Source organism: Levilactobacillus senmaizukei DSM 21775 = NBRC 103853 (genome assembly GCF_001592085.1).
In the GTDB taxonomy this organism is placed as follows: Bacteria; Bacillota; Bacilli; order Lactobacillales; family Lactobacillaceae; genus Levilactobacillus; species Levilactobacillus senmaizukei.
In genome coordinates this window covers 68,822-95,238 of record NZ_BCWD01000003.1, presented here as the reverse complement: position 1 = coordinate 95,238, position 26,417 = coordinate 68,822, and the positions used below count along the sequence as shown (strand labels likewise).

The window sequence follows — 26,417 nt, the reverse complement described above, 5'->3', positions numbered from 1 at the left end:
CCTAGGAGGTTTTTTATGCCTGAGGTATTAAAAAAACTTAAAATAAATACAATATTCAAATATCATAGAGTCCAAATTTCTATTTTTCATTTAGGCTATGTCAGGAGTATAGACGACAACCAGTTCCGAATTCAATTCCCATGAAATTCAGTGAAAGCACACCCCGTACAGTCTTCGTTATTAACGCTAACGAATCAAACTTGACCGAAAGTAGGCGTTTAGTCAATGAGTATTTTTTCATGGATACGAAAACAAATTTTCGATCCCGTCCGAGAAGTATCTAATGCTAATAATAGCCCTGAACATTCGTCGATCAACCGCCCCAAACATAATGATGCGCAGCCACACAATAACCAAACAAACGTACCAGACAAGCGATTAATGCCCCCCCTTGAGGAAGGATTGTTACCTGGCGAAGTTATTCTTTTGGATTGGGCTAACCATAAAAGCGAAACTGCCAGTATACCCGCCTACTTTAAATACGAATACGGACTCAATGCGGCCAAAGACAGGCATAACCTTATCAGACTGGGCTACCTAACAGTTGCCTCACCTTCTGAATCACTAAAATCTTTAAGAGTACCTGAACTTAAAGATATCCTTCGGGAGAACAACCAAAAAGTATCAGGAAAGAAACCTGACTTAATTCAGCGTATCACTGACAATATCGGCGAAAGTTCGTACTCTACTTCTTTTGTGAACCGGTCTCTCATATGTACGCCAACTGGTAACAGTCTTTTAGAAAAATACAGCTATTTAGTATGGGCACATAAAAATAATTCAAAAGACGGCATAATCAATGTAGCTAATGCTCTAACCACAACTAAGGAATCGCTGCTAGCGAAACATATTAATTCAACTCGAGTAGATAAAGCTACATTCACAGAAGATTACTTCTTCCGTCAAGGTCAGACTTTATCGGGGCTTTGGAGCCAAAAAAAATTAAACCAAGTTGAATCACTTGGTTTACGCGCCATACAGGAGGGTAATTGGTATCCCGTTATCTTTCACACTTTGGCTATGCTCTACAGAAAGCAGCAACGTCTCGAGGATGAAGCTAGAATCTTAGAAATCGGAATCGAGCGAACTAAGCGCAATCCTGGGGTTGCACGCAAGGACTTCACTAAAAGACTAGACCGTGTCAATGAACTTATCGCTTCATCCAAATCATAAATGCCCGCCCAATACTGCTGAAGGCATTAAAAGCTGCAAATACATAACTCCCAATAAGGAGGCAATATCATGAAACGTATTCTTACCATTGGTATTACCCTTTTAGCCAGCTTGTCCCTAGCTGCCTGCTCAAGTGACACATCAAGCTCATCCAAGACTTCTAGTAACTCTAGTAGCAAGAAAGAGATTGGTGTGACGTTATCTCAATATAATTCAGTCAAGCTTGGCGACAATGGAACCACCAAAAAACAAGTTAAAAAGATGTTTGGTAAGGCAACCATCGAGACTGAGACCGAAGTACCCGGGGCCACTAAGAAAGCAACCCAATACTCTTGGAACAAAGTCGCGTCTTCTTTGAAGGGTGCTACGGTTAACGTCGACTTTATTGATGGTGTCGCTGTCGGAAAAGGTTACGTCTCAGCTTCAATCAGTCACAAGATAAGCGATGCAAAATATAAGGCCGTTCAAACTGGCACTACCGTTAAGGATGTAAAAAAGCAGCTTGGAACACCCGAAGGCGAATCTATTTCTAAGATAGGTTCAATGAACGCCCAAGATCTCTCTTACGTTCAAGGAACAAAATCTGTTTCTTTCTCCTTTATGAATGACAAACTAGTAACAAAATCTAAAACCGATTTAAGTGAATCTAATTAATTCTGTACTCGTTTTTAATTCGTAAAATAAATGAACGCCGGTACACCACTGATGCTAGACCATAGGTATTTAATTATGAAAATAAAAAAGCGCATCCCCCTACCCGCCAAGACAGTGGAGATGCGCATCATATAAGATCCAAAGGATTAGTGAACCCTTTTTACATATTCAATATTAACTTAAAGGAGGTGTTGCCACAACCTTAATCCACAATTCTACCCGCCTAGGTGAATTAAAATAATGTATACGCTCATTTGATGCAAGAAGACCAGCAACAAGAGGAGGCTTTGACTCTGAAAGCACTCGAAAACATCAACTAAAAAGTGCATTTGGTGCACTCGTCAGATCGCATGGTACTAAAGGGATTACGATTGATTTCAGTACCTAAATGGTGCACTTTATTTTTTCGAAAAAAGCAAATTCGGTGCACTTTTTGTAAAAGTGCACCGAAAAGTGCACCAAGTTCTCGTTTTATCTCGTTCTAATCCGCCTTAAGACAAACAAAAACGCCGTAAATCCAACGGTTAGCGGCGTCTTACAGCGATATGAATAACTACTTGAAGGAGAGTACAGGATTTGAACCTGCGCGCCGGTATTAGCCGGTTCGACGGATTTCGAGTCCGTTGCATTACCACTCTGCCAACTCTCCAAGTAACTACTAATATATTTTACCAATAATGAGTATAAATGCAAGCTTTGTTTAAAACCTCACTCCTCATCACTAATCATCAATCTGGCCAAATCCTCCCACACAGCGTATACTCTATCAGAGTTTCTTCACGACTTCACTGAATAAAAAAAATTCATGTGAGCGTTCTGAATTGCTGCCACATTTACATAAGACACTAAATCGACCTTTATTTTCTTAGGCCAACCATATTAGGAGGAAACAATTTTGCCAGATTCAAAGCGACGGTGGTTCCTGATCGGCATGATGCTCATTGCCGCCAATCTCCGACTACCCATCACCATTATTCCACCCCTGTTACCCGCTATTGAGCACGACCTCGGGCTGCCCAGCAGTATGGCCGGCTTAATCACATCCATCCCGCTGGTCACCTTTGCCATTTGCTCGCCCATCATCGTGAAAATTGCTCAACGCTGGGGCAACGAGCTCACGGTATTCGTGCTCTTTACACTTCTGGTCATCGGTTCCTACGTGCGGATTATTCCCACGACACTGGCCCTATTTCTGGGAACCTTCCTCGTCGGTATCGGCATCGACAGCGGAAACGTCCTGGTCCCCGCTCTCATCAAGGACCACCTACCCACGCAATTACGACTAGGCATGAGCCTGTACACCCTGTCCATGTTACTCGTCGGGGCCATCGGAACCGCCGTCGCCGGCCTGCTTATCTCACATACATCGTTTGCCGTGACCCAAGGCCTACTGGCCACCATCGGCATCATTGCCTTAGTGGCCTGGATACCCAACTTACGAGCCAACCAACGAGATACTGCTCCCGGTCATCCGCTCGAACGGCCGCACTATCACAGTGTATGGACGCAACGTCAGGGTTGGCGAATCACCTTGTTCTTCGGGTTACAGTCGTTAGTTTACTACGCCATCATCACCTGGTTGCCCGCAATTCTCACCACTCACGGGGTCTCAACTATCGCGGCCAGTAATCTACTCACGTTACTCCAACTCAGTGGCCTGCCCTTATCCTTCATGGTGCCATTATTGTATGGCCGGCGCCACGGCGTGACCATTCTCCTCAGCGTCATGAGCCTGGGTTACGTGGTCGCCCCATTATCCCTCTTGATTCCCACCCAATCACTGGTCCTGTTGACCATCACCGCGTTAATCATTGGCTTCGGTTCCGGTGCTGCCTTCAACCTGGCTATTCTCTTCTTTACAGAAAAGACGACCAACCCCTACCAAACGGCGGCGGTATCCGGGATGGCCCAATCGGCCGGTTATCTTTTGGCCGCATTTGGTCCACTAGTCTTTGGCTTCATTCATGGCTTCACTCAATCATGGGTGCTGGTCCTCGGGATCATGGCCGCCTGCGCCGTCGCTCTAACCGCTACTGGTGTGCTGATTCAACGGCACGGGTCAATTGTCGAATAATCTAAGGTTCAAAATAAACCGTCAGGACTGCGAGGCAGTAACTGACGGTTTTTCGTTAAAGAAAAACGACGGCTTCTCATTACTGAAAAACCGCCGCCTAATTATTTTTAGTAATCCATTAAAGTAAAGATATCGTAGCCCTTAAGCTTGTCGCGACCGTGCAGGTCAGCCAATTCGATTAGAAAGGCCGTCCCAACCACGATACCACCAAGGTCCTCGACCAATTGGATCGTGGCCTGAATGGTCCCACCGGTAGCCAGAAGGTCGTCGGTAACCAAAACGCGTTGGCCTGGCTTGATGGCGTCCTTATGCATGTACAAGGCAGATTGACCGTATTCAAGGTCATAGGTTGCCTTGACCGTTTCGCGAGGCAACTTCCCTTGTTTACGGGCAGGAGCAAACCCGATGCCCATTTCGTACGCCACTGGACAACCAACGATGAAGCCCCGGGCTTCAGGACCCACGACCATTTCAACGCCCTTATCCTTCGCATAGGCGACAATTTCATCAGTAGCGGCATGAAAGGCCTTGCCATCTGCCATCAGTGGGGAAATGTCCCGGAACATGATGCCCTTTTCGGGATAATCCGGAACGCTTGCAATATACTTCGTAAAATCAGTTGCCATAAGAATGTGTAGCTCCTTTATTTTAGTTCAATGGGGCACGGAGACGCTGCAGTAAGTCAGCGCTTGAACAGAGTAATAGATCTTTTTCAGTTTGCATCTGTTGTTGCCGAAGCTGGTAACTTGGCGCGGTGGCCAAATCATGGTGTTCTGGATGGACGACACCATTCATCACCCCATGATCAATGGTCACGAAACCACATTCAAAGAAGACCTGAATCATAAATACCAACTGGGTTCGCGGAATCTGCAAAAATTTAACGAGTTCCGCCAATTGATGCCCCACATCAACCTGTTGATGTGATTCAACGAACTTAAATAGTTTAGCATATTGTTCGCGTGTTGGCATCCCTAATCGCTCAAGACTTTCCTTTTTATAAAGATACGCCGTCACATGTTGCGGTTGTAGCTGGCTGAGAACCTGTTCCAGGTCCGTCGTTGCATCTGGACAATCCACGAGAAATAACTCCCCACCAGTTGGTTCGGTCACCTGACTACCATCGAACAAAACGGCCTGAGCGTCCGCTGGTAACTGTTTGAGTAACTGCCGATAGATATTCCGGTGGAAGAACACGTAGATCCCTGACGCCTGAAATAAGCCCGCTGAGAGCTGCTTGGTTCGGGCATCGACAACCGGTGGCGTGGTAACCTTCAGGTCCTTGACCATCAACTGCAGCGAATGTCGGCCTTGCCAGACATTGTCTTCGATGGCCCCGACCACGGCCGTTTGACTATCGACCGCGCTGAGGGCCGCCACAGCCGATCCAGCACCAAACTGAATGGCATTGAGTTGGTGCGTCCCCTCCTGTAGCTGGAACTTCAGGTGGGACTGGTCCTTACCAATCGCCTTAGGTTGAGTAACCGCCGCCGTTTCAAAGGCAAAGAGTGGTTGGTCATTATCCGTGCCAAATGGGGCTAATTTAGCCAATTCTTGGTACAGCCGCGGCGTCACCTGGTCCACCTTCAACGTGGCCGCCACCGCTAATTCGCTGGGGCCACTCTCGGTCAACTTCTGGGCGACTGCCTCTTCAGCTAAGACATCCGCCAAAGCCCCTAATTGGTCCTCTGGCACCGTTAACCCAACAGCCATGTGATGACCGCCAAAAGCCGTCATAAGGTCACGGTGACCATCTAGGGCCATAAAGAGGTTAAATGCCGGGACACTCCGACCGGAACCTTTGGCGCGCCCTTCATCATTCACATTCAAAACCAGTGTCGGTTTACCGGTCGCCTCAACAACCTTACTGGCCACAATCCCTAGCACCCCTTCATGCCAATCATGGCCACTGATCACGAGAGCTGGCCGTTGTTGATGATCGGCATCCTGAGCCTGTTCAAGGGCACTGGTACTGATCGACTTGACCAGATCTTGCCGTTGCCGATTCTTCTGCTCGGTCGTCGACGCCAGCTCCTCAGCCTGGGTATCGTCTAGCGTCGTCAATAACTCAACCGCTGGACTGGCATCGTCTAAGCGACCGAGTGCATTCAGTCGTGGTGCGATGCCGAACCCAATCGATTGTTCGGTCAACTCTGCCGGATTCAGGCCGGCCCCCTTCATCAGTGCCTGTAGGCCTGGCCGCTCGTCTTGTTGCAGGAGTTGCAGGCCAAAATGAACCAGCACCCGATTCTCATCAACGAGTGGGACCAAATCGGCCACGGTGCCAATGGCAGCTAAATCAAGAACATCTTGGGGAATTTCTTCCCGGATGGTCTGAGCAACCTTGAAGGCTACCCCAGCACCGGAAAGCCCACCGAAGGGATATTCGGCACCTGGATAACGGGGATGGATAATCGCATAGGCTGCCGGTAATTCAGCGGGCAACTCATGGTGATCGGTCACGACGACATCCACGCCGGCCTCATTAGCCGCCGCAATGGCCTCGTTACCGGCAACGCCATTATCCACGGTAACAAATAGTTGCGTCCCCGCTTCGATTAACCGCTTAAAGGCCGCCGTATTCGGACCATAGCCATCGGTGAATCGATTAGGAATATAATAATTCACCTTGGCGCCCATCTCATTTAACGTTTCGTAAAGAATGGCCGTGCTGGTGACGCCATCGGCATCATAGTCGCCATAGATCGTGATCTGTTGGTCACTCCCAATCGCCTGTTCAATGCGTTCGATTCCCTTTTGCATATCATGCAACAAGTTGGGGTCGTGTAATTGTTCTGGCCCTGGATTCAGGAATTCATGCGCGGCAGATTGTGATTGATAGCCGCGATTCCACAGGATCTGGGCTACCAATGGCGAAATACTTTCTGCCGTTGCTAACTCTTGAGCTGCGGAACTCGGTTGGTCGACGTTCTTAATTTGCCAACGGTACTGTGGCATAATCACCAGCAAAACATCCTTTCTAACTTGAAAGAGTGGTGCTCACCACACCACTCCACGTTCATTTCCTATTTAGCTGCTAACTGGTCCTTTAGACTCGCAATTTCACTTTGTAAGGCTTCAATTTGCTTAGTTTGTTGACCATTGGCCTGTTTGCTTGAAGAATTTTGTAGCCGCATCTTAAGCCGGTCATTCTCATCTGTCAGGCTGGCAATTTTGGCATCAGTCGTTTTTTCCAAATTTTTATAGGCGCGGTTCCGCTGCACGTTTGTGATGGCAGAAAAGAGTAAGACCAGAACTGCACCAATCAGGATTGAAACCAATAACAATAAGATTAATGGCCAGTGAACGGTCGTAAAACCGAATGAGACCGGAACACTTTCGACGTTAAGAATGGCAAAAATTGCCACAACAATAATTAACAAAATGGTGACCACGATCCGCCATTGATTTTTCATGATTTAGCCTCCTGGGCTGGTACCTTCTGAAATGGAACGGTCACCTCATCAAAATCCTTCACAACTCGCGTATTCCTGAAGACATCTCGCGCCTGCTGTTGAAGTTCGACCGCCATCTTGCCGGTATAACGAGCCGAAATGTGGTTCAATAGGAGCATCTTCACATGCATCCGCTTAGCCAATTCGGCTGCCTGAATATTTGTCGAGTGGTAATAGGAATGTGCCAACTTGCTTTCACCCTTGGCAAACGTACTCTCATGGACCAGCACGTCGGCATCCTTTACCAACCGTTCGGCGTTCGGCGTCTGCCGGGTATCCCCTAAGATCGCCACGATACGACCTGGTTGAGCAGGTCCCAGGTAATCTCGACCATTGACCTGACGGCCATCCGGTAACGTCACCGTCTTGCCAGCCTTCAAGTCTCCATAGATTGGACCGGACGGAATCTGATCAGCTCGTAGCCGGTCAACCTGCAGCTCACCCGGATGGTCCTTCTCAACAATCCGGTAGCCAAAACATTCGATCCGGTGGTCTAGATGTTGCGCATAGACCCGGAACTTCTGGTCTTCAAAAATCATCCCATCGGAACTCAATTCTTGATAATGAATCTTATAGGAGAGTTTCGTCTCGGACACCCGTAGACTAACCTCCACAAAGTTACGAATTCCTTTTGGTCCGTAAATCGTCAAAGGTTCATTGCCGCCCTGGAAGGAACGACTACTTAACAACCCGGGCAACCCAAAAATATGGTCACCATGTAAGTGGGTAATAAAAATTTTATCAATCTTTCGTGGTTTTAATGTGGTCCGTAAGATTTGATGTTGCGTGGCTTCACCAACGTCAAACAGCCAAACCGAGTTACGCTCATCAAGCAAACGTAACGCCGTACTGGTCACATTGCGAAACTTTCCGGGAGAGCCAGCGCCCGTCCCTAAAAATTCAATTTCCATATTTTTTTCGATCCTATTCTATAATTAAAGTCCGTTCACTATTTTAGGGGATTTCTGCGTAAAGCGCAACTTTTCCCCCATTTGCTTCCCTTGGCAGAAATATCATTAGGGTTCCACGAAAAAATTAGGTATACTTGACCTAGAAACAAGTTAAATTCGGGGGAGTTCCACTATGCAACTAACCGACTTCAATCTCTCAACCATCGACCTACATCCCAGCTTGAAGCTATTCTGGGAGCATGCGGGTCAACAATTGCCGATTACGGATCTGCAGGCACAACCCGGGCAACTCCGGCTCATGACTGAAGGCACATCGCCACTAACGCTCGACCAGTTCCGAGCACGAGTCCAGCAGGTTTCTGGCCATGCCAACTTGTTCATTGCCGGAAACCCACCGCAACGCCTCTATGGCTATCGTTTGGTCCCCCATCAAATTTTGTTTGGCTGAAAGGAGTATATTTTCATGCGTTTTACAAAAGTAATGGTTCTCGCAGGAATTAGTCTTCTGACCTTAGGCCTGACCGCCTGTGGAGATAACGCCGCTAAGAGTACCGCTAGCTTCAAAAACAGTAGTAGCAAGACCAGCAGTAGCTACCAGGCGCCGGAACCGGACGCGGCGGTCACCGCCTCCTCGTCTAAGAAGGAAGCCCAGACTTACAAGCCTAAGGCCGCCGCAATCAAGGGGGCCAAGTATGTGAAGTCTGGTAACCTGAAGAAGACCGGCCAATATACCTTCGATAAGGTTGGCACCCGTCTGCAACTGACGAGTGTCAGTCATCCCAAGACCACGATTAAGAGCGGGCAACTGACCTACAAGGTGACCACGGTGCGGTTAATCAAAAACACCGCGGAAACGGCCGCTGCTAAGCGTATGGCTGCCTCTGCCTTGAACCTAGCCACGATCAAGAGTCCTTATTACACGATTCAACTCAAGTTTACCATTTCTAATCGCGGAAAACAGGCCGTGACTACCGATGGCATCAAGACCATTCGGCTGACGGGTGACCATGATCTAAATGCCGCCGGCCAACTTAGCGATGCCAGTGCGGGTAAAACCATTCCGGCCGAGGGCAAATTAAATACCTTTGCCACGGGACTCGCCAATGAGAAGACTAAACCAACGTTTAAGAGCGTCAAAGTCGCCTTTGCCGCTGCTTTTGACAGCAAGCATCAACGAGTCGTCGACCCAACCGGCTGGCTAAAATTAACCCTTTAAACACAAAACGACGATGACCGCGGTCATCGTCGTTTTTTTTAGTTAGGCTAAATATTCAAAAACAAAATCGTCGATTTGAACGGAATCTCCGGTCTTGGCACCCTGCTTACGCAAACCGTCGTCGACTCCCAGTCCCCGCATTTGCCGGGCAAACCGCAGGAGGCTTTCATCGTGATTGATATCCGTCATCTTAAACAGCTTCTCTAGCTTTTCACCACCAAGAATCCAGGTCCCATCCTTATCACGATCAATCGTGAACGCTGGGGCTTCCTTAAATTCATAGGAGGCTTCGGTCGAAACTTCTTCTTGCTTGACTGGAAACTTCGGTGTCGCGGCCAACACCTCAGCCGTCCGTTGCATCAATGGCGTTAACCCATCATGCGTCAAAGCTGAAATGGCAAAGATTTCAGGCTCTTCGGCTAATAGCTCATCTTGTTTCAGGTCTTCCTTGAACTTGGCCAAGTTATCTGCTGAATCCGGCATGTCCATCTTGTTGGCAACCACAATCTGTGGCCGCTTCAAGATATCTGGATCATAGGTTGCCAGCTCATGGTTAATCTTTTCGAAGTCATCGTACGGGTCTCGTCCTTCAACCCCACTCATATCGATCAAATGTAAGATAACTCGCGTCCGTTCAACGTGCCGTAAGAACTGAAAACCCAGTCCGACACCGGTTGCGGCACCTTCGATCAACCCTGGTAAGTCAGCCATGACGAAGTCTTGACCATCGGGTAAGCGGACCATCCCCAGGTTAGGCACCAGGGTGGTAAAGTGATATTCCGCAATCTTAGGCTTAGCACTCGTCACCGTCGACAGGAGCGTGGACTTCCCAACAGAAGGAAAGCCTACCAGGCCAACATCGGCTAGGACTTTTAATTCTAGGCGAATTTCCTTTTCTTCACCAGGTTCACCATTCTCGGCAATCTCGGGAGCGGGATTCTTTGGGGATGCAAAATGGATATTACCCCGACCGCCACGGCCACCATGCGCCACGACTACGGAATCGCCGTTGTCTACCAGGTCACCAATAACCTGACCACTCTCGTCATCCATCACGGTCGTACCCTGAGGCACCTTGATAATGGTGTCGTCGGCACCCCGACCCGTCATCGACTTGATGGCCCCATTGCCACCACTCTTAGCCTTAAACTTACGCTGGTAACGGAAGTCCATCAGGGTCCGCAAACCTTCGTCAACGACGAAGACAATGTCCCCTCCACGGCCGCCGTCACCGCCGGCTGGGCCACCATTCGGCACGAATTTTTCACGCCGGAAGGCAACCATTCCGTTGCCACCGTTTCCGGCCTTCACATTAATTTTCACTTGGTCTACAAACATATTAATTTTCCTCGATTTCTAAGACGGTCATCCCCGTCTTCGCGCTGAGACTCCTGTTTGACAGTATACCGGCAAAGTCCCGGCACGTCAAAGGTTCGTTGGCGTCCGGGGACTCTTAACTTCCGCCGGATCGGCCTGAAGACTCAGACGAATGGTTTGCGCCACCGTCTTACTGATTCCTAAGGCCTGAAGGTCATCCAGACTGGCGTCACTAATTTTCTTCATCGAACCGAATTTCTTTAACAGCTTATTTCGTGTCTTGGGTCCCACACCGGGAATCCGGTCAAGGCGCGATCCTAGGGAATGCTTCGAGTGGACCTGGCGATGGAAGGTGATGGCAAAACGGTGAACTTCATCTTGGACTCGCTGTACCAGGTAGAAGCCCTGACTCTTAGGGTCCAAATGAATATGATGATCATCTTCCCCAAATAACAGATCCGCGGTCTTGTGATGATCGTTTTTCACCATCCCGGCTACCGGAATGTGCAGGTCCAATTCGTTTTCTAGGACATCCTTGACGGCATTCATTTGAATGTCGCCCCCATCCATCAAAATCAGGTCGGGCATCGCCGCATGCTCCTTTAAGAGCCGAGTATAGCGCCGGCGAATAACTTCAATGGTACTGGCCGTTTCATCGGCGTGATCGACCGTCCGTAATTTATATTTACGATAAAGCTTCTTATTGGGTTGACCGTCAACGAACACCACCATTGCAGAAACTAGGTCCGCCCCCTGAATGTGGGAGTGGTCAAACGCTTCGATTTTGTGGCCGGGCTTAATCCCCAGGGCATCGGTGATCTCTTTCATTGCCCCGGTCGTCTTGCTTTCATCCAGTTCAAGTAACCGGAACTTTTCTTCCAGGACTAGGCGCGCATTCTTACCAGCCATTTCCAACAGATCCCGTTTAGTCCCCCGCTTGGGCGTCCGTACGGGGACATGGAGTAGTTCCTCAATAACCTCACCATCAATGCTGGCGGGAACTAAGATTTCTCGCGGCAGCACCGTATTCTTCCGTTGATAGAACTGCACGATGAAGCTGGCAATTTCTTCCTCCGCGGTATTCACGATTGGAAAGAGCCGCTTTTCACGCTTCATCAATCGCGCTTGGCGAATGAAGAAGACCTGAATGGACAACCAGCCCTTGTCCAGATAGAAATTAAAAATATCTCGTGGCGTGCTATCATTTGAAATAATTTTTTGCTTTTCAACGGTCGCTTCGATGTAGCGAATCTGATCTCGCAAATCGGCTGCCCGCTCGAATTCCATCGTTGCTGCTGCCTGCTCCATCCGGGTCGTCAATTCCTTCTCCGCGTGACCAACGTTGCCATTCAAAAATGACTTAATTTTAGTGATTTGCCGCTCATAATCCTTCTCTGGCACCTCTTTAAAACAGGCACCCAAACACTGTCCCATATGATAATACAGGCAGGGCCGACCTTGAAAACCGGTGCACCGCCGCAACGGGTAAACCTTCTGAATAAAATGAATGGTTTCCTCGGCAGCGTATACGTTGGGATATGGTCCAAAGTAATAGGCCCCATCCTTACGAATATCACTCACCAACAAAATTTGCGGGTCCCGTTCCTTGGTAATCTTAATGTAGGGGTAACCCGTCCCTCGCTTTAACTTGATATTAAAGTAGGGTTGATGTTTCTGGATCAACGTAATTTCAAGCAAGAAGGCTTCCTTGTCCGTCGACGTGATAATCGTTTCAAAATCAACGATCTCACTCACCAGTTGGGCCGTCTTTCCGGTATGGCTACTCTTGAAATAGGACCGCACGCGGTTCTTCAGGTTCTTCGCCTTACCCACATAAATGATCTGACTATTGATATTTTTCATCAGGTAACACCCGGGTAGTCCCGGTAACAACGCCAATTTATGTTCTAAATATTCCGATGCCACGGACAATCCCTCCTGTTCAAATCGTTAATTAGCCTATAAAGTATAGGCCGAATGCGTGTTTGGCGCAAGCAATTCACTCCCAACCGTCGAGTCTTGACTCATCCATGACAAATCGCAAAAATTCTGCTATGATTACTGGAAATGGCAAGGAGGTGGCTGAATTGGCTTTAAAGGTTAAACGACAAGACGACCTGGATTCCATGTTCGGTAAATTTGCCGAAATGGACCCCACCGATGTTAAGCGTGACAAGTTTCTCAAGCGCGATGATGCTCACAAGGACAACAAACGTTCCAAAGGCCTCATCGACGACGATAAATCAAGGCACGCATCCAAAAAAAATGACTAAAAAACCTTGGCGTTTAAGCGCCAAGGTTTTTTGTTTGCCTTAATGATTAGGTTGATAACCGTCTGGATAACGGGCGTTTAACCGCTTGATATTATCCTGAGCGATTTCATCGAAGTCGATGTCGGCCCACTGAGCAATTTGGCTCAGGTACCAGAGCACGTCGCCCATTTCTTTGACGATCGCCTCATGATCCAAGTCCTGACCATGGAACGTGTAGCGCTTAACGAGGTCAACAACCTGACCCGTTTCACCAGCCAGCCCCAAAGCACAGTTGGTTAAAACCTGTTCATTCCCGTATAAGGTCCGGTTTGCGGCCTTTTGATAGTCATTGAATTCCACTGTTATTGCCCCCCAAACGCTTGTTGTTCAATCCAATCCCAAACCTGGTCATTCCCAATCTTCTTGGGTGCTGAGAAGACCACGATATTATCCGTATTGGGTAAGTCCATCGTCTTTTTAATCTGACTCATGGTTTGGTTCCATTTGCCCCGGGCAACCTTATCACCCTTCGTGGCAACGATCAACGTTGGCAAATCATAGTAAGCCAACCACTGATACATTTGAACATCGGCTTCGGTGGGAGCATGCCGAGCATCGACCAGTGAAACAACCCCACGCAGCTGCTCACGCTGTGTTAAATAGGTTTCGATCATCTGGCCCCACTTCTCTCGTTCGGCCTTAGACACCTTCGCATAGCCATATCCAGGAACATCCACAAAGTATAACTGATCCTCCACATTATAGAAGTTCAACGTCTGTGTTTTCCCTGGTTGACTGGACGTCCGGGCATAGGAATGCCGATTGATTAAAACGTTGGTCAAGGACGACTTGCCAACGTTTGACCGCCCAACAAAGGCAATCTCTGGGTACCCTGTCGTTGGGTACTGCGCGGGATCAACCGCACTCATCACTAATTCAACATGATTGACTTCCATTCGTTCGTGTCATCCTCTCCAAAATATCTTTCATCATTCTAACACAGAAAAACCGAAAATCCGGGAGCCTTTTTTTAACGATGAGGGCAAAGCCCCTCGCAACAAGCTTTCACCCCACAAAAAAAGATCGGCGTATGCCGATCTTTTTAGTCACAACTCGTCAACTTTATTATGAAGCCTTTTGGTCCTTCAAGACCAACTCAGGTTCCTCATGATCAGTGACGGTCTTGGCGGTGACAATCACCTTATCCACATCGTCACGACTTGGCAAGTCGAACATGATGTCACGCATAACATCTTCAATGATCGACCGTAAACCACGAGCTCCGGTGTTCCGCGCAATCGCCAACTTGGCCATTTCACGCAAAGCATCAGGCTGGAACTGCAGACCAACACCATCCAGCGACAGCAACTTCACGTACTGCTTAACCAGGGCGTTCTTAGGTTCAGTTAAAATGCGAACCAGGTCGTTTTCATCCAGCTTTTCCAGAGCAGTCAAGATCGGCAACCGACCAATAAATTCTGGAATCAAACCAAATTGCAAGAGGTCTTCTGGAATGATGTGTTGCATTAGGCTATCACCGGATGCCAGCACATCTTGTTCCTTGGAATCAGCACCAAATCCAATGGTCTGGTCACCCAGGCGACGCTTGACGATGCTGTCGATACCGTCAAAGGCCCCACCAACGATAAATAAAATGTTGGTTGTGTCAATTTGAATGAATTCTTGTTGGGGATGCTTACGACCACCCTGCGGCGGCACGTTGGCAATCGTTCCTTCCAAGATCTTCAACAAGGCTTGTTGAACCCCTTCACCAGAAACGTCACGAGTAATCGAAACGTTTTCGGCCTTCTTGGCAATCTTATCGATTTCGTCGATGTAAATAATGCCCTTTTCGGCGCGATCAACATCGTAATCCGCATTTTGCAGCAGCTTCAAGAGGATATTTTCAACGTCTTCACCGACATAACCCGCCTCAGTCAAGGTCGTGGCATCCGCAATGGCAAATGGAACGTTCAAGATCTTAGCGAGGCTTTGGGCCAGGTAAGTCTTCCCAGAACCAGTGGGCCCGATCACAGCAATGTTACTTTTCTGTAATTCAGGACCATCCTCGGCGTCCGCCTTAGCCATTTCGTTAACTCGCTTGTAGTGATTGTAAACCGCCACAGAGAGCGTCCGCTTGGCTTCAGTTTGGCCAATGACGTAGTCATCTAACGTGTTGACGATGTCAGCAGGCGTTGGAACTTCCAAGTCCTCCTGTGCATTGTCTTGGTTAAACTCTTCATCGATGATTTCTTTACAGAGGTCAATACATTCATTACAGATGTAAACACCCGGGCCAGCAACAATTTTCTGAACTTGGTCTTGTGTTTTACCACAGAACGAGCAGGTCACTGTGCCATCAGTTTCGGTGTTTTCAAACAATAAACTCACCCTTTCTCATTCGGCTAAGAATCGGCTTAGTTTGCCTATAATCTAGTCAGTAAGCGCGACAAACTAACCGATTTCCCTGTCAATCGTGTACTATACCACAACTGACGCTTTTAGAAAATCAATTGGCCTCGTTGACTATTTGTCTAGGCTAGTCAAAAAGAAAACCGGGATAACTGACTGTCATCCCGGTTCCAAATGCATTCGACTTGAAATTAATCCTTATCGTCAGCATCCTTCTTCTTGTCTTGCTTAGCAGAATCGGCAATCAAGTCGACAGCATGCTTAACCGTGATGTCATGCTTCAACATATCGTCTGAAAGGGCACTGCGAACAGCGCTTTCTTCCATACCATATTGGCTAGCCAAGTCCTTGATTTCTGCGTTGATTTCGTCTTCCGTTGGTTCAATCTTTTCAGCTTCAACAACGGCTTCCAGAACCATGTTCGTCTTAACGCGCTTTTCGGCACCGTCGGCGAATTGCTTCCGCAGGTCATCTTGAGTAGTCCCAGTCAATTGGTAGTACATCTTTGGTTCAATCCCTTGTTGTTGCATGTTAGCAAGGTATTGTTCTACTTGACGGTTGATGTCGGCTTCGATCATGGTTGCAGGAATTTCGCCAATTTCAGCGTTGTCAGTGGCTTCGCTAACGGCTTCATCTTCGATGGCCTCACGAGAACCGGAAACCTTTTCTTCCTTCAAGCGATCTTTAGTCTTGGCCTTTAATTCGTCTAAGCTGTCAACTTCTTCGTCAACGTCTTTGGCAAATTCATCGTCCAATTCTGGTAATTGCTTTTCCTTAACTTCGTGAATCGTAACCTTGAAGGTTGCTTCCTTTTCACGTAAGTCTTCGGCTTGGTAATCCTTAGGGAAGGTTACCTTAACTTCAACATCTTCGCCAGCCTTGTGACCAACTAATTGGTCTTCAAAACCAGGGATGAAGGAGTTAGAACCTAATTCGAGTGAGTAGTTGTCAGCTTGGCCACCTTCAAATGGCTTACCGTCAACGTACCCTTCGAAGTCGATAACGACCGTATCGCCCTTAGCTGCTGGTTCGTCTTCCTTAAGAACCAATTCAGCTTGTTGTTGACGTTGCTTTTCTAATTCAGCGTCAATATCTTTTTGGTATACGCGGGTGTTTTGCTTAGTAACGCTCAAGCCTTTGTATTCACCAAGCTTAACTTCTGGTTCAACCGTGACAACGGCCTTCAATACCCAAGGCTTGCCCTTGTCCATTGAGGAAACGTCAACTTGTGGTTGATCAACTGGCTTGATGTTGGTTTCTTTAATTGCTTCATCATAAGCATCTGGTAAAACAATGTTCAAAGCATCTTCGTACAATGCTTCTTCGCCGTACATCTGGTTAAAGACTTGGCGAGGTACCCGGCCCTTACGGAAACCTGGTACAGATAAGTTCTTTTTAGTCCGTTGGAAGGCTTTGTCTAAACCTTCACTGATTTGTTCAGGGGCGATTTCAAAGGTCAATTCGCCTTTGTTGCCTTCCTGTTTTTCCCACTTTGCAGTCATTGTTTTCCCTCCGAAATGAAAGATATTACTATTTACAATTCTAGCAATTGCATACTGTATTAGTGTACCTTATACGGCCAAAATTGTAAAATGATTTTTGCTTAAACGCCGTGAATGACGCGGTTTCCCGTAATTTTATTCCAAAGATCCACGTTCAATTTGGCTACAACGCTCGTATCGAATTACCGGTGACGCCACCCGCGTCATCGACGAGTCATGTCAGGACAATAAAAAGGGACCCAGAAGCATAGCTTCTCGGTCCCTCTTTAAGGTACGACTAATTAAATTAGTCGTCGATTACCGTAACAGTACCGGCACCAACAGTGTGGCCACCTTCACGAACAGTAAACTTAGTACCCTTTTCAATGGCAGCTGGCTGGATCAGTTCAACAGTGAACGTCACGTTATCACCAGGCATAACCATTTCTACGCCATCAGGCAATTCGATAACACCAGTGATATCAGTGGTGTGGAAGTAGAATTGTGGACGGTAGTTTGAGAAGAATGGCGTATGACGGCCACCTTCTTCTTTGCTCAAGATGTAGACTTCACCCTTGAACTTCTTGTGGGTTTGGATCGAACCTGGCTTTGCAAGTACTTGGCCACGAACAACTTGTTCACGGTTAATACCACGAAGTAAGGCACCAACGTTGTCCCCAGCTTCACCAAGGTCAAGCGTCTTACGGAACATTTCAAGACCAGTAACAGTCGTCTTCAGTACGTCGTCATGTAAACCAACAACTTCAACTTCGTCACCAACCTTGACTTGCCCACGGTCGATACGACCAGAAGCAACAGTCCCACGACCAGTGATCGTGAAGACGTCTTCAACTGGCATCAAGAAAGGCTTGTCGTTTTCACGTTCTGGCGTTGGGATGTAATCATCAACAACATCCATCAAGTGAAGGATAACCTTTTCTTGTTCTTCGTCGCCTTCAAGAGCCTTCAAAGCAGAACCGCGGATAACAGGAATGTCATCACCAGGGTAATCGTATTCTGAAAGCAACTCACGAACTTCCATTTCAACTAAGTCAACCAATTCGTCATCGTCAACTAAGTCGGTCTTGTTTAAGAAGACAACGATGTAGTTAACACCAACTTGGCGAGCAAGCAAAATGTGTTCACGAGTTTGTGGCATAGGACCATCAGTTGCGGCAACAACCAAGATAGCACCGTCCATTTGGGCAGCACCAGTGATCATGTTCTTGATGTAGTCAGCGTGTCCTGGGGCATCGATATGCGCATAGTGACGCTTTTCAGTTTCGTATTCAACGTGGGCGGTGTTGATCGTGATACCACGTTCACGTTCTTCTGGAGCTGCATCGATATCAGCGTAATCTTCGGCCTTTGCCAAACCTTTGTCAGCAAGTACCTTAGTAATTGCAGCAGTTAACGTCGTTTTCCCATGGTCAATATGGCCAATAGTACCAATATTTACATGGGGTTTAGTTCTTTCATAATGTTCTTTTTCAGCCATTAATGAAACCCTCCTGTATTTTATCGCAAGGATAACTAGTTCCCGTTAGAAAACTAACCACCCTTTGCGTAAAATTATACTACTTCTTTTCGGAAAGGGAAAGCTGGAGCCCTCTCAAAAAAGAATCCTTGACCAGTATATATGCTGAAGAATTATTTGTAAACTAAAAAATCAATGAATTTACGGTTTTTCGGGATTTTCGGCACTTTCGGGGCCCATGGGTCCCAATAAATCTGTGATTAAGTTTTCCAATCGTTCTTGCCAATCCCGAATCCCCTTTATTTCGCTACTGGTAGGCTCTGGATCGAACGGGATGTCCCCTTGATTTTGAATCCAAGCCACTGGATTCGTAATAATGCGATCAATATAGGGATAAAGCATCATCAACTGCAAGGTCACCGTCTGCTGGAGACCGGCCGCCTTCACCGGATCCTGTTGTCCCAGTCGACCTTGCAAATACTGCTGAATCGTCTGGGCGGCGTAACTCGCTCCCACAGGTTCCAGGGTACTGGTGTCTAATGACTGGGTGGTCCCGTCCAGCCAAGTGAGCTGGACCGTATCATCCACCCGTAGACGCAAAAGTTCTTCCAGTAAGGTTGCCTTCATCAGCGGGTGCAAAAACGGATCGACCAAGAGAAACTTTAACCCCTGCATAAATTCCTGTAAGGGAAGTTGCTTGGCTCGTTCATAACGCCGCCGCTGTTCACCAAACGATACATCCCCTAAATGAGAAAATTGTTTGGCAATTACTCGTTGTTTAGCTGCCAGTGACGTGCGACTCTCCTTCTCGGCCGCCTCAATCGTCAATAACCCCTGGTCACGCCAATTTCGAGCGGCGGGAAGACTGACAAACTCACGAGCAAAGATAAACTGCTGATTGGCCAAAGCAACCTGCAGTCGTCGCGTAAATAACGCCGACGACGCCAGGTAACTGGCATCCATTTCCGCCGCATATTGTTCCGCCGCCAAAAATTGTTGATCTTGGTAGAGACTCGCTACTAAATAATGGTTAATACTGGTGACCTGTTGCTCCTGATACAGCGCTTCAAAGGCCGAGCCGGCCTCCGAGTAATGGCCACTATCAAAGGCACTGACCGCCCGTTTAAAGGCCTCTTGGTCCATGAACTTATCTGGCTGTTCTTGCACGTTGGTCTCCTCCTTTTTTGCCATAATTTTAGGATCAAAATGGACCGACGGCCTTAACGGCTCCCGGTCCATGACGTTATTTTTTCTGATCCGTCGCTGCAGCCTTTTCTGGCCGATGGTGTTTGCGGCTACGGTGAGCCTTATGAGCTGGCTTATTAGCCGACTTACCTTCCTTAGCCTTGGTATCTTTAGCCTTTGACTCCTTGGCTGAGCCGACTTCCTTACCGTCTTTTCCTTTACCCTTAGGCGTGGTTCGACGATGATGTTGGTTGACTTCCATAATCACAGGCAAGATCACTGGACGCCGGTGAGTTTGGTCAAAGAGGTAATGACTCAAATGTTCCCGAACATCTTGTTTTAAGTGCCCCCAGTCAAATTCCTTATTATCCAGGTTATTTTGAACCGCCTTACTGATAATCTGAGCACTCTCTTGCATCAAATCCTTGTTAGCCTTCACGTAGACAAATCCACGTGAAGTGATTTTAGGTTCTGCCACAATCTGTTTCTTCTTGCGGTCAATGGTAACCACGGCGATAAAGATACCGTCATCAGCTAAGACTTTCCGATCTCGTAGGACAATGTTTCCGATATCACCAACACCAATCCCATCAATCATGGTGTCACTGACGTCGATGCCATCGCCGAGCCCCATTTGGCCATTCGCATAGGTTAAAACATCCCCCTTGGCCAAGATGAAGATATGGTCAGCCGGAATCCCTAATTCCATAGCGGCTTGTGCATGAGCATTCAGCAAACGGTATTCCCCTTGAATTGGAATCAAATACTGTGGCTTCAAGAGATTTAGCATTAATTGCAAGTCACGCTTGTAGGCATGACCCGATGAATTCATCTCATCTGAAATAGCCTTAACTTCGCCACCCGCCCGGTAAATCATGTCCCGGGTCCGAGCAACGGTCGTATCCATCGCATGCGAAGGTGTCGTGGTGATGTATACTAAGTCACCCTTTTGAATGTTAATCGTCTTTTCCTGCTTGTTCGCCATCCGTTGAATAGCCTTGATTGGTTCACCCATCTTACCCGTTTGCAAAATCACAATCTGGTTAGGAGCCAGGCTGTCCAACTGCTCTGGTGTGACTAACAGGTCATCATCAAATTCCAACTTGCCAAGCTTCATGGCCGTATTAACGATCTTTTCGAGATCCTGACCCGTCAGACAAACCTTCCGTCCCGTTTCGACGGCGGCATCAAAGACCTGTTGAATCCGTAAAATGTTGGATGCCACGCAGGCAACCACAACCCGACCATCTTGGTAATGGAAGGTTTCTTCAATTGATTCGGCAATCGTTTGTTCCGAAGCATTCATCGTGGCGTTTTCAGCATTCGCGGAGTCCCCCAGCAACGCCAATACACCGGCCTGACCAATGGCACCTAACCGGGCATAGTCTGTTTGATAGCCGGGTTTAGCTGTTTGATCGAATTTGAAATCCCCGGTGTAGACAATCTGGCCTGCGTCGGTCTTCAAATCAATCCCCAATGATTCTGGAATCGAATGTGTCGTTGAGAAGAAGGAAACGGTCACGTCGCCGAAGTCAATTTCTGTCTTTTCGTCAACCACGTGAAAGTCATTATAATTTTTCAGCTTATCTTCGGACTGAACCCCCAGCTTAGCCAATGAAATAGTCATTTCTGACCCAAATACCGGCACCTTAAACTCGCTGAGAAAGTAAGGTAAGGCCCCAATGGCATCGGCATGCCCATGGGTTAAGAAAACCGCAACGATCCGGTCTTTATTTTCTCGTAAATAGGACCAATCTGGAATAACCACGTCAATCCCTAACAGTTCGTTTTCAGGGTACTTCAACCCACAATCTAAAATATAAATTCCGCCATTAATGTCAACGGCGTACAAGTTCTTCCCGTTTTCGCGGACACCGCCAAACGGAATGATTTTAATATTTGCACTCATAAGTTCACCTCAAGTATCTTCGATAGTTTCAATTTATTTTTCGACTAATCTGTTCGTCGAAAGAATCTTCAGAGCTAAAAAACGCCCCAGTCGTCCATGATTAAGCTTTCTTCAGTGTACCATACTTTAATCATTTACAGAACTCCGAAGCCATAGTGAACTCAGAATGCACAAAAAAACCCATTCTCCAATGAGAATGGGTTCGAGCAAGGCTGTCGATTAACGACGAAGGCCCAAGCTCTTGATCAATTCACGGTAACGTTGAACGTCGGTCTTCCGTAAGTAAGCCAAAAGGTTACGACGGTGACCAATCTTCTTCATCAAACCACGTTGTGAATGGAAATCTTTCCGGTGAATCTTCATGTGGTTGTTGATTTCGTTGATATCAGCAGTCAATACAGCAACTTGGACTTCGGTAGAACCGGTGTCGCCTTCGTGACGTGCGTATTGGTTGATGATTTCGTTTTTCTTTGCTTGACTAATAGCCATGGTAAATGTACCACCCTTCAATATAAGTGCCTCAGACTGAGTAAGTCGTCGGTGGCCGGCGAGCGAACTAAGTGAGAGGTTTGTGCCTAGCACAGTTATCTATCATACTGAAGTTCACCCGGAATAGCAAGGATTTTCGTCAATCCGCCTATCAAGTAAAATTACTTTACATTTATCTGTCAAAAGTATTGCATTCAGTCTTTTCGTTCTGTATAATTACATACGTTGAAATTAAGATTTCCGGTACCAGGATTTCTCATTCGGAGGTGAAATTTTCATGCCAATTATCAAATCTGCTATCGAACGTGCCAAGACTAACGTTAAGGCTAACGAACGGAACTCCGCACAATTAAGCACGATGCGGACTGCTGTTAAGCGTTTCGAAGCTGCTAAGACTGCCGGTGCTGACAACGCGGAAGAATTATACCGTCAAGCTAGTGCTGCCGTTGACAAGGCTGCTTCAAAGGGCTTAATCAAGCGGAACAAGGCATCTCGTGACAAGTCACGGATGGCTGCACGTTTAGCAAAGTAATCAATTAATCAAACGATTAGATGATACATTCAGGGCGTCAACCGATATGGTTGACGCCCTTTTTGGTTACTTTTAAACGCGAACGAACTGCCCCGCGAACTGGGTCATAAACAGCGAAAATAGCATTTCTGGATCAAGCGGTGTTGACTTCATTTGCTGCTCCACCCGAAAGAGTCCGAGGTAGGCCCGATTCAGGTCAGTTAATTGAAACCGGCGTTGTGACTGAAGTGCGAGCTTAATTCGATACGGATGAACTTTTAAAATACTGGCTAATTTTCCCTGACTATAGCCTTGCTTAGCCAAGACTTTCGTCTGGATTAACAATCTAAACTGTCCCTGAAGAATCGCATTAATCTTAAGTGGTTCTTCTTTAGCTTGTAAGAGCTCCCGGTACAAGGTCACTGCCCCAGCCGTATCCTTAGCCAGCACCTTGTTAACGAGATCGAAAACATTTTGCGTTAAGGTCTGTGTGACTAATCCCTGAACCGCCGCGAGCTTGATCGCTTTATCAGGTAACGAAAACAGCTCAAGCTTCGGCAACTCACTCATCATCAACGTCAGGTCGGCATCGGTCCGTTGGATTAACTCATTGAGTGCGACCTCTTCTAGCGTATAGCCATCGGACTTTAAACGCGACTGAACGAACTGCCGAGTGTCCCGCTCATTAAACTGGCCGAGATCGATGGTCGTGGCTATCTTTTTTAACTGCTTAACAACTTTCTTCCGACCATCCAGCTTCTCATATGGCGCAAAGAAAGTCAGAATCGTACTGGGCATCGGGGACTCTAAATATTTTTGTAAACTGTCAACATCGTGCGTCACTTTTTGCTTTTTGGTCTCCCCCGTCAAAAACTGGGGGTTGTCGATGCAGACAACTCGCCGTTCACCAAAGAATGGTGCCGCCATGGCATCATCCAGGGCGACAGCCAGGGGCACCGTGTCCATATCATAACTGGCAAAGTTCATGGTCTGTTCCTCATCTGGAACCAATTGCTTCAAGCTCGACTTGATCCGTTGCTGTAGATAATCCGCCTGTCCGAGAATGAGATACACATTTTTCAAAGTTCGTTGGTCCTGTAGACTCTTTAAAAGTTCTGTAATTGACACGTCTTATGGTCTCCCTCCAAGTTTAGTTTGCCACTGCCCCCAATTCCCCCGATAAACGTAGCGAATCATCCCACTAGTTTGGGTACTCAGGGCGGGCAAATGAGCCTGTGCCAGCGTTGTTAACGTTTCCGGATTGGGATGACCATAACGGTTGTCCCGACCGGCAGAAATGATGGCTAGGCGTGGCCGCAGCTGCTGAATAAACGCAGGGGCCGACGCGGTCTTGCTTCCGTGATGTCCTAATTTTAACACGTCCGTTCGCAACTGGGAATCTGCTGCCATCATCTTTTGTTCTCCCGGCCGATCCAAGTCGCCCATAAACAAAAAGTTTAGCCCCCCTGCCTGAGTCTGTAATGCTAGTGAGTTGGCATTTTCGGCTGGAGCAGATTCATAGGGATGGCGCACCACAACCGGTAAGGCCACCCCAACCTTAATAGGTTGGACCCGAATTCCGGATAGATGTAACCCCCTTTGCCAACTGGGTTCTTGTTCCATCCCCGCCGGAACCAGGAGTCGCTTTATCTGCATTTGTTTTATAAACGCTGGTAAGTCCCCAATATGGTCCGCATCATGATGTGTCAGGTACAAGTCGTCTATTCGGTGAATCCCACGGCTATGTAAATAATTGATTGAAGTCCGTTCTGCCCCGTACCGGACTGGTGCCCGAGTTGCCCAAGTCGGTTGGGGGAATGCCAGCCGCCCTCCGGTATCGATCAAACTTACTCGCCGATTGAACGGCTCACGCCATAAAATGCTATCCCCTTGCCCCACGTCAAAGTAGGCCACCTCACCGGTAACCGGCCAGTGATTCCAACCGTACATCCCGCTATAAATAACGAATAAGCCAATTAACCAAAGCCGACGAGCTCTGACTGGTCGACTGAACAGCTGCCAGGTCAGAACAACCCACAACCAGGCAATCCACCACACGGGCTTCCCAAATAAGATATTACCAGGTAGCCGGCCAACCATTCGTAAGCCCTGATCAAAACTACCTAGGAGCCAGCTACAGGCAACACTGACCCGTGGAAACCAACTGAAACAAACGGTTCCCACCACCGTGAGGGGTAAAATCACACTGGGAAATAAAGGCACCACCAACCAGTTGGCTAATAGGGTCAATACGTGCCATTGAAAGAAGGCCGTCAAGATGCCTGGGAGGCTTAACAAGGTCAGTCCTAGCTGACGCCAAACCAAAGATTCACGTGCCCACAAGATTAACCCTAGCGACAAGCCATAGCTCAACTGACCGCCCAATTCAAAGAGCAATCCTGGGTTAACGATTAAGCCGACGACTAGGGCTATCGACCAACCGGTCAGCCGATCCAACCGATACCCACAGCGTTTTCCCAGTAACTGACTGCCGTGCATCAAACACGCCCGCAGGACCCCACTACCACCACCCGCTAGGATCAGATAGCCGGGTAAGCAGACGAAGAGCCCCCATTCCCACCATTCACGGGGTAAATGTAGTCGCACGGCTAACCATTCCAAGACGGTTAACAACAGGACCACATGCAGCCCAGAGATGGCGAATAGATGTAGCAAACCCAACTGCTGCATTCCCTGCATTTCATCCGCAAAGGCCACACTTTTATTTCCTGGAAATAGACCAAGTGCATAGACGGACAGGGCACCTGGCAGTCGTTCACAATAATGAATTAGCTGGGAACGCCAGTGATGCCACCAATCTGACCAGTACTGCCAAATTGTCGCCCCACTGGGGGACCGGCTATTAACCGCAGTCACCTTGACCGATCGCACAATCCTCCGATGTGACCAGTACCGGGCCGCGTCAAACTGATTAAAATTGGTTGCTGGTAGAATCCCACTTATTTCCCCTGTGACCCGCCAAAGCATGGCCCGATCAACGTTTTGCAAAGTCGTTTGTTCGTGTGGCGTTCGTAACTGCCCGTGCACCGTCACCCAATCGTGATGCGTTTGATCACGACCGACAAAATAATAACTGGTTCCCCTGACAACCATCGCGTCGGGTTGAACTCTAATCTCCAATGCCTGGGTCTGTTTGGCCCCCATCGCCAAACGCCACCGATCCAACTGCTGTTGCTGTAACCAAAGCCAGCCACCAAATAATCCGCCACCAATCAAGACGGTACACAAGACCCGCCGTGATTTGAGACTAATCACCCGCAGCAAAATCAATGCTAACAGTCCGCAACCACCCCAAAAGTGGCCACCGCCCGTGACACTGACCGCCGCCAACGTCAGGCCAAAGAAAAACCAGGCCGCTGGCACTATTTGTCAGTCGGTAAATCAGTCTTGATCCGGTTCAACAATTCGGGATCCACCGTCACCTGATGTAGCTCAACTCGCTTCAGATCAATCAGCTTCTGCGCGTATGGGTCATTATGATAATTTCTGAGATAACTAATCTTCTTAATTCCGGCTTGCAACAACATCTTGGTGCATTGAAGACACGGAAAGTCCGTCACGTAAATCTCGGCGCCATCTGTGGCCTCACCAAACTTGGCACACTGCAACACGGCATTCATTTCGGCATGAATCGTGCGCACGCAGTGGCCATCAACCAGATAACACCCCTCATCCAGACAGTGCTCATCACCGGACACGGACCCGTTGTAGCCTGCAGCAATGATCCGTTTATCCCGGACTAGAGTTGCTCCGACCGCCAAGCGATTACAGGTACTTCGCGTCGAAATCACCAGCGCTTGCAACATAAAGTATTGATCCCATGGAATTCTTTCATCTGTCATCAGTAATGACCCCATTTCAATTGTTTTGTTGGCTAGTA

General features: G+C 47.8%; 24 protein-coding genes and 1 tRNA gene. 7 read left to right on the top strand and 18 right to left on the bottom strand.

Going from position 1 to position 26,417, the window contains the following annotated elements:
• The first annotated feature begins 225 nt into the window (after positions 1–225).
• Together LSE01S_RS01890 and LSE01S_RS01885 are read left to right on the top strand one after the other, a co-directional pair.
• Positions 226–1,173: an SAP domain-containing protein gene (locus tag LSE01S_RS01890; protein ID WP_061775938.1), complete on the top strand. Its 948-nt coding sequence runs from the start codon at positions 226–228 to the stop codon at positions 1,171–1,173.
• Positions 1,174–1,242: 69 nt separating this feature from the next.
• Positions 1,243–1,827, top strand: coding sequence for a DUF3862 domain-containing protein (locus LSE01S_RS01885; protein WP_061775937.1), 585 nt, complete (start codon positions 1,243–1,245; stop codon positions 1,825–1,827).
• A gap of 561 nt (positions 1,828–2,388) precedes the next feature.
• Here the strand turns inward: LSE01S_RS01885 and LSE01S_RS01880 are convergent.
• Positions 2,389–2,476 (bottom strand) — tRNA-Ser (locus LSE01S_RS01880).
• Between the two features lie 246 nt (positions 2,477–2,722).
• Between LSE01S_RS01880 and LSE01S_RS01875 the strand changes: the two genes are divergently transcribed.
• Positions 2,723–3,901 carry a CynX/NimT family MFS transporter gene (locus tag LSE01S_RS01875; RefSeq protein ID WP_235808288.1) on the top strand — a complete coding sequence of 393 codons (1,179 nt, stop codon included), beginning with the start codon at positions 2,723–2,725 and terminating at the stop codon, positions 3,899–3,901.
• Positions 3,902–4,008: 107 nt separating this feature from the next.
• Here the strand turns inward: LSE01S_RS01875 and LSE01S_RS01870 are convergent, their stop codons facing one another.
• The 4 genes from LSE01S_RS01870 to rnz all read right to left on the bottom strand — a co-directional run bounded on the left by LSE01S_RS01870 (position 4,009) and on the right by rnz (position 8,267).
• Positions 4,009–4,527 (bottom strand): adenine phosphoribosyltransferase, encoded by a 519-nt coding sequence (locus LSE01S_RS01870; protein WP_061775936.1) that lies wholly within the window; start codon positions 4,525–4,527, stop codon positions 4,009–4,011.
• A gap of 22 nt (positions 4,528–4,549) precedes the next feature.
• Positions 4,550–6,859, bottom strand: a complete 2,310-nt coding sequence (gene recJ, locus LSE01S_RS01865) for a single-stranded-DNA-specific exonuclease RecJ (RefSeq protein ID WP_235808289.1) — start codon at positions 6,857–6,859, stop codon at positions 4,550–4,552.
• A gap of 68 nt (positions 6,860–6,927) precedes the next feature.
• On the bottom strand, positions 6,928–7,317 hold the full coding sequence (locus LSE01S_RS01860) for a lipopolysaccharide assembly protein LapA domain-containing protein (protein ID WP_061775934.1): 390 nt from the start codon (positions 7,315–7,317) through the stop codon (positions 6,928–6,930).
• Entirely contained in the window at positions 7,314–8,267 is a 954-nt protein-coding gene (gene rnz / locus LSE01S_RS01855; RefSeq protein ID WP_061775933.1) for a ribonuclease Z, read from the bottom strand. The genes LSE01S_RS01860 and rnz overlap by 4 nt, the downstream gene beginning before the upstream one ends.
• Positions 8,268–8,439: 172 nt before the next feature.
• Between rnz and LSE01S_RS01850 the strand changes: the two genes are divergently transcribed.
• Together LSE01S_RS01850 and LSE01S_RS01845 are read left to right on the top strand one after the other, a co-directional pair.
• A complete protein-coding gene (locus tag LSE01S_RS01850; protein ID WP_061775932.1) occupies positions 8,440–8,715 on the top strand; it encodes a hypothetical protein in 276 nt (91 codons plus the stop codon).
• Positions 8,716–8,730: 15 nt separating this feature from the next.
• Positions 8,731–9,483 (top strand): hypothetical protein, encoded by a 753-nt coding sequence (locus LSE01S_RS01845; RefSeq protein WP_061775931.1) that lies wholly within the window; start codon positions 8,731–8,733, stop codon positions 9,481–9,483.
• 42 nt (positions 9,484–9,525) lie between these two features.
• On the opposite strand, the gene obgE is transcribed toward LSE01S_RS01845, so the two are convergent.
• Entirely contained in the window at positions 9,526–10,821 is a 1,296-nt protein-coding gene (gene obgE / locus LSE01S_RS01840; protein ID WP_061775930.1) for a GTPase ObgE, read from the bottom strand.
• An 87-nt stretch (positions 10,822–10,908) separates the two neighbouring features.
• Positions 10,909–12,726 carry an excinuclease ABC subunit UvrC gene (gene uvrC, locus LSE01S_RS01835; RefSeq protein ID WP_061775929.1) on the bottom strand — a complete coding sequence of 606 codons (1,818 nt, stop codon included), beginning with the start codon at positions 12,724–12,726 and terminating at the stop codon, positions 10,909–10,911.
• A gap of 161 nt (positions 12,727–12,887) precedes the next feature.
• On the opposite strand from uvrC, the gene LSE01S_RS01830 reads away from it, so the two are divergent.
• Complete coding sequence (locus tag LSE01S_RS01830; protein ID WP_061775928.1) at positions 12,888–13,073, top strand: SPJ_0845 family protein; 186 nt, start codon at positions 12,888–12,890, stop codon at positions 13,071–13,073.
• A 39-nt stretch (positions 13,074–13,112) separates the two neighbouring features.
• Here the strand turns inward: LSE01S_RS01830 and LSE01S_RS01825 are convergent, their stop codons facing one another.
• The 8 genes from LSE01S_RS01825 to rpsO form a co-directional block, all read right to left on the bottom strand.
• Entirely contained in the window at positions 13,113–13,412 is a 300-nt protein-coding gene (locus tag LSE01S_RS01825; RefSeq protein ID WP_061775927.1) for a nucleoside triphosphate pyrophosphohydrolase family protein, read from the bottom strand.
• Between the two features lie 2 nt (positions 13,413–13,414).
• The gene (yihA, locus tag LSE01S_RS01820; protein ID WP_061775926.1) at positions 13,415–14,008 is read right to left on the bottom strand and encodes a ribosome biogenesis GTP-binding protein YihA/YsxC; all 594 of its coding nucleotides are present in this window, start codon (positions 14,006–14,008) and stop codon (positions 13,415–13,417) included.
• Positions 14,009–14,177: 169 nt separating this feature from the next.
• A complete protein-coding gene (clpX, locus tag LSE01S_RS01815) occupies positions 14,178–15,434 on the bottom strand; it encodes an ATP-dependent Clp protease ATP-binding subunit ClpX (RefSeq protein WP_156470445.1) in 1,257 nt (418 codons plus the stop codon).
• 221 nt (positions 15,435–15,655) lie between these two features.
• Positions 15,656–16,966, bottom strand: coding sequence for a trigger factor (gene tig, locus LSE01S_RS01810; protein ID WP_061775924.1), 1,311 nt, complete (start codon positions 16,964–16,966; stop codon positions 15,656–15,658).
• Between the two features lie 286 nt (positions 16,967–17,252).
• The gene (gene tuf, locus LSE01S_RS01805) at positions 17,253–18,443 is read right to left on the bottom strand and encodes an elongation factor Tu (RefSeq protein ID WP_061775923.1); all 1,191 of its coding nucleotides are present in this window, start codon (positions 18,441–18,443) and stop codon (positions 17,253–17,255) included.
• A 180-nt stretch (positions 18,444–18,623) separates the two neighbouring features.
• The gene (locus LSE01S_RS01800; protein WP_235808287.1) at positions 18,624–19,589 is read right to left on the bottom strand and encodes a hypothetical protein; all 966 of its coding nucleotides are present in this window, start codon (positions 19,587–19,589) and stop codon (positions 18,624–18,626) included.
• Positions 19,590–19,665: 76 nt separating this feature from the next.
• A complete protein-coding gene (locus LSE01S_RS01795) occupies positions 19,666–21,516 on the bottom strand; it encodes a ribonuclease J (RefSeq protein ID WP_061775922.1) in 1,851 nt (616 codons plus the stop codon).
• Between the two features lie 219 nt (positions 21,517–21,735).
• Entirely contained in the window at positions 21,736–22,005 is a 270-nt protein-coding gene (rpsO, locus tag LSE01S_RS01790) for a 30S ribosomal protein S15 (RefSeq protein ID WP_061775921.1), read from the bottom strand.
• 277 nt (positions 22,006–22,282) lie between these two features.
• On the opposite strand from rpsO, the gene rpsT reads away from it, so the two are divergent.
• Positions 22,283–22,537, top strand: a complete 255-nt coding sequence (gene rpsT, locus LSE01S_RS01785) for a 30S ribosomal protein S20 (protein WP_061775920.1) — start codon at positions 22,283–22,285, stop codon at positions 22,535–22,537.
• A 72-nt stretch (positions 22,538–22,609) separates the two neighbouring features.
• On the opposite strand, the gene holA is transcribed toward rpsT, so the two are convergent.
• The 3 genes from holA to LSE01S_RS01770 are packed head-to-tail and all read right to left on the bottom strand — an operon-like array spanning position 22,610 to position 26,379.
• The gene (gene holA, locus LSE01S_RS01780; RefSeq protein WP_061775919.1) at positions 22,610–23,644 is read right to left on the bottom strand and encodes a DNA polymerase III subunit delta; all 1,035 of its coding nucleotides are present in this window, start codon (positions 23,642–23,644) and stop codon (positions 22,610–22,612) included.
• Positions 23,645–23,647: 3 nt separating this feature from the next.
• A complete protein-coding gene (locus LSE01S_RS01775; RefSeq protein ID WP_082622313.1) occupies positions 23,648–25,900 on the bottom strand; it encodes a DNA internalization-related competence protein ComEC/Rec2 in 2,253 nt (750 codons plus the stop codon).
• Entirely contained in the window at positions 25,900–26,379 is a 480-nt protein-coding gene (locus LSE01S_RS01770) for a ComE operon protein 2 (RefSeq protein ID WP_061775918.1), read from the bottom strand. Before LSE01S_RS01770 ends, LSE01S_RS01775 begins: the two co-directional genes overlap by 1 nt.
• Positions 26,380–26,417: the final 38 nt, after the last annotated feature.

Bases quoted from the DNA above. Each gene is read 5' to 3' on its own strand.
- rpsO (WP_061775921.1), bottom strand. From the start codon at position 22,005: ATGGCTATTAGTCAAGCAAAGAAAAACGAAATCATCAACCAATACGCA.
- tig (WP_061775924.1), bottom strand. From the start codon at position 16,966: ATGACTGCAAAGTGGGAAAAACAGGAAGGCAACAAAGGCGAATTGACC.
- rnz (WP_061775933.1), bottom strand. From the start codon at position 8,267: ATGGAAATTGAATTTTTAGGGACGGGCGCTGGCTCTCCCGGAAAGTTT.
- LSE01S_RS01860 (WP_061775934.1), bottom strand. From the start codon at position 7,317: ATGAAAAATCAATGGCGGATCGTGGTCACCATTTTGTTAATTATTGTT.
- rpsT (WP_061775920.1), top strand. From the start codon at position 22,283: ATGCCAATTATCAAATCTGCTATCGAACGTGCCAAGACTAACGTTAAG.
- tuf (WP_061775923.1), bottom strand. From the start codon at position 18,443: ATGGCTGAAAAAGAACATTATGAAAGAACTAAACCCCATGTAAATATT.
- LSE01S_RS01885 (WP_061775937.1), top strand. From the start codon at position 1,243: ATGAAACGTATTCTTACCATTGGTATTACCCTTTTAGCCAGCTTGTCC.
- yihA (WP_061775926.1), bottom strand. From the start codon at position 14,008: ATGGAAGTCAATCATGTTGAATTAGTGATGAGTGCGGTTGATCCCGCG.
- LSE01S_RS01850 (WP_061775932.1), top strand. From the start codon at position 8,440: ATGCAACTAACCGACTTCAATCTCTCAACCATCGACCTACATCCCAGC.
- recJ (WP_235808289.1), bottom strand. From the start codon at position 6,859: ATGCCACAGTACCGTTGGCAAATTAAGAACGTCGACCAACCGAGTTCC.
- LSE01S_RS01845 (WP_061775931.1), top strand. From the start codon at position 8,731: ATGCGTTTTACAAAAGTAATGGTTCTCGCAGGAATTAGTCTTCTGACC.
- obgE (WP_061775930.1), bottom strand. From the start codon at position 10,821: ATGTTTGTAGACCAAGTGAAAATTAATGTGAAGGCCGGAAACGGTGGC.
- LSE01S_RS01770 (WP_061775918.1), bottom strand. From the start codon at position 26,379: ATGACAGATGAAAGAATTCCATGGGATCAATACTTTATGTTGCAAGCG.
- LSE01S_RS01870 (WP_061775936.1), bottom strand. From the start codon at position 4,527: ATGGCAACTGATTTTACGAAGTATATTGCAAGCGTTCCGGATTATCCC.
- LSE01S_RS01890 (WP_061775938.1), top strand. From the start codon at position 226: ATGAGTATTTTTTCATGGATACGAAAACAAATTTTCGATCCCGTCCGA.
- LSE01S_RS01795 (WP_061775922.1), bottom strand. From the start codon at position 21,516: ATGAGTGCAAATATTAAAATCATTCCGTTTGGCGGTGTCCGCGAAAAC.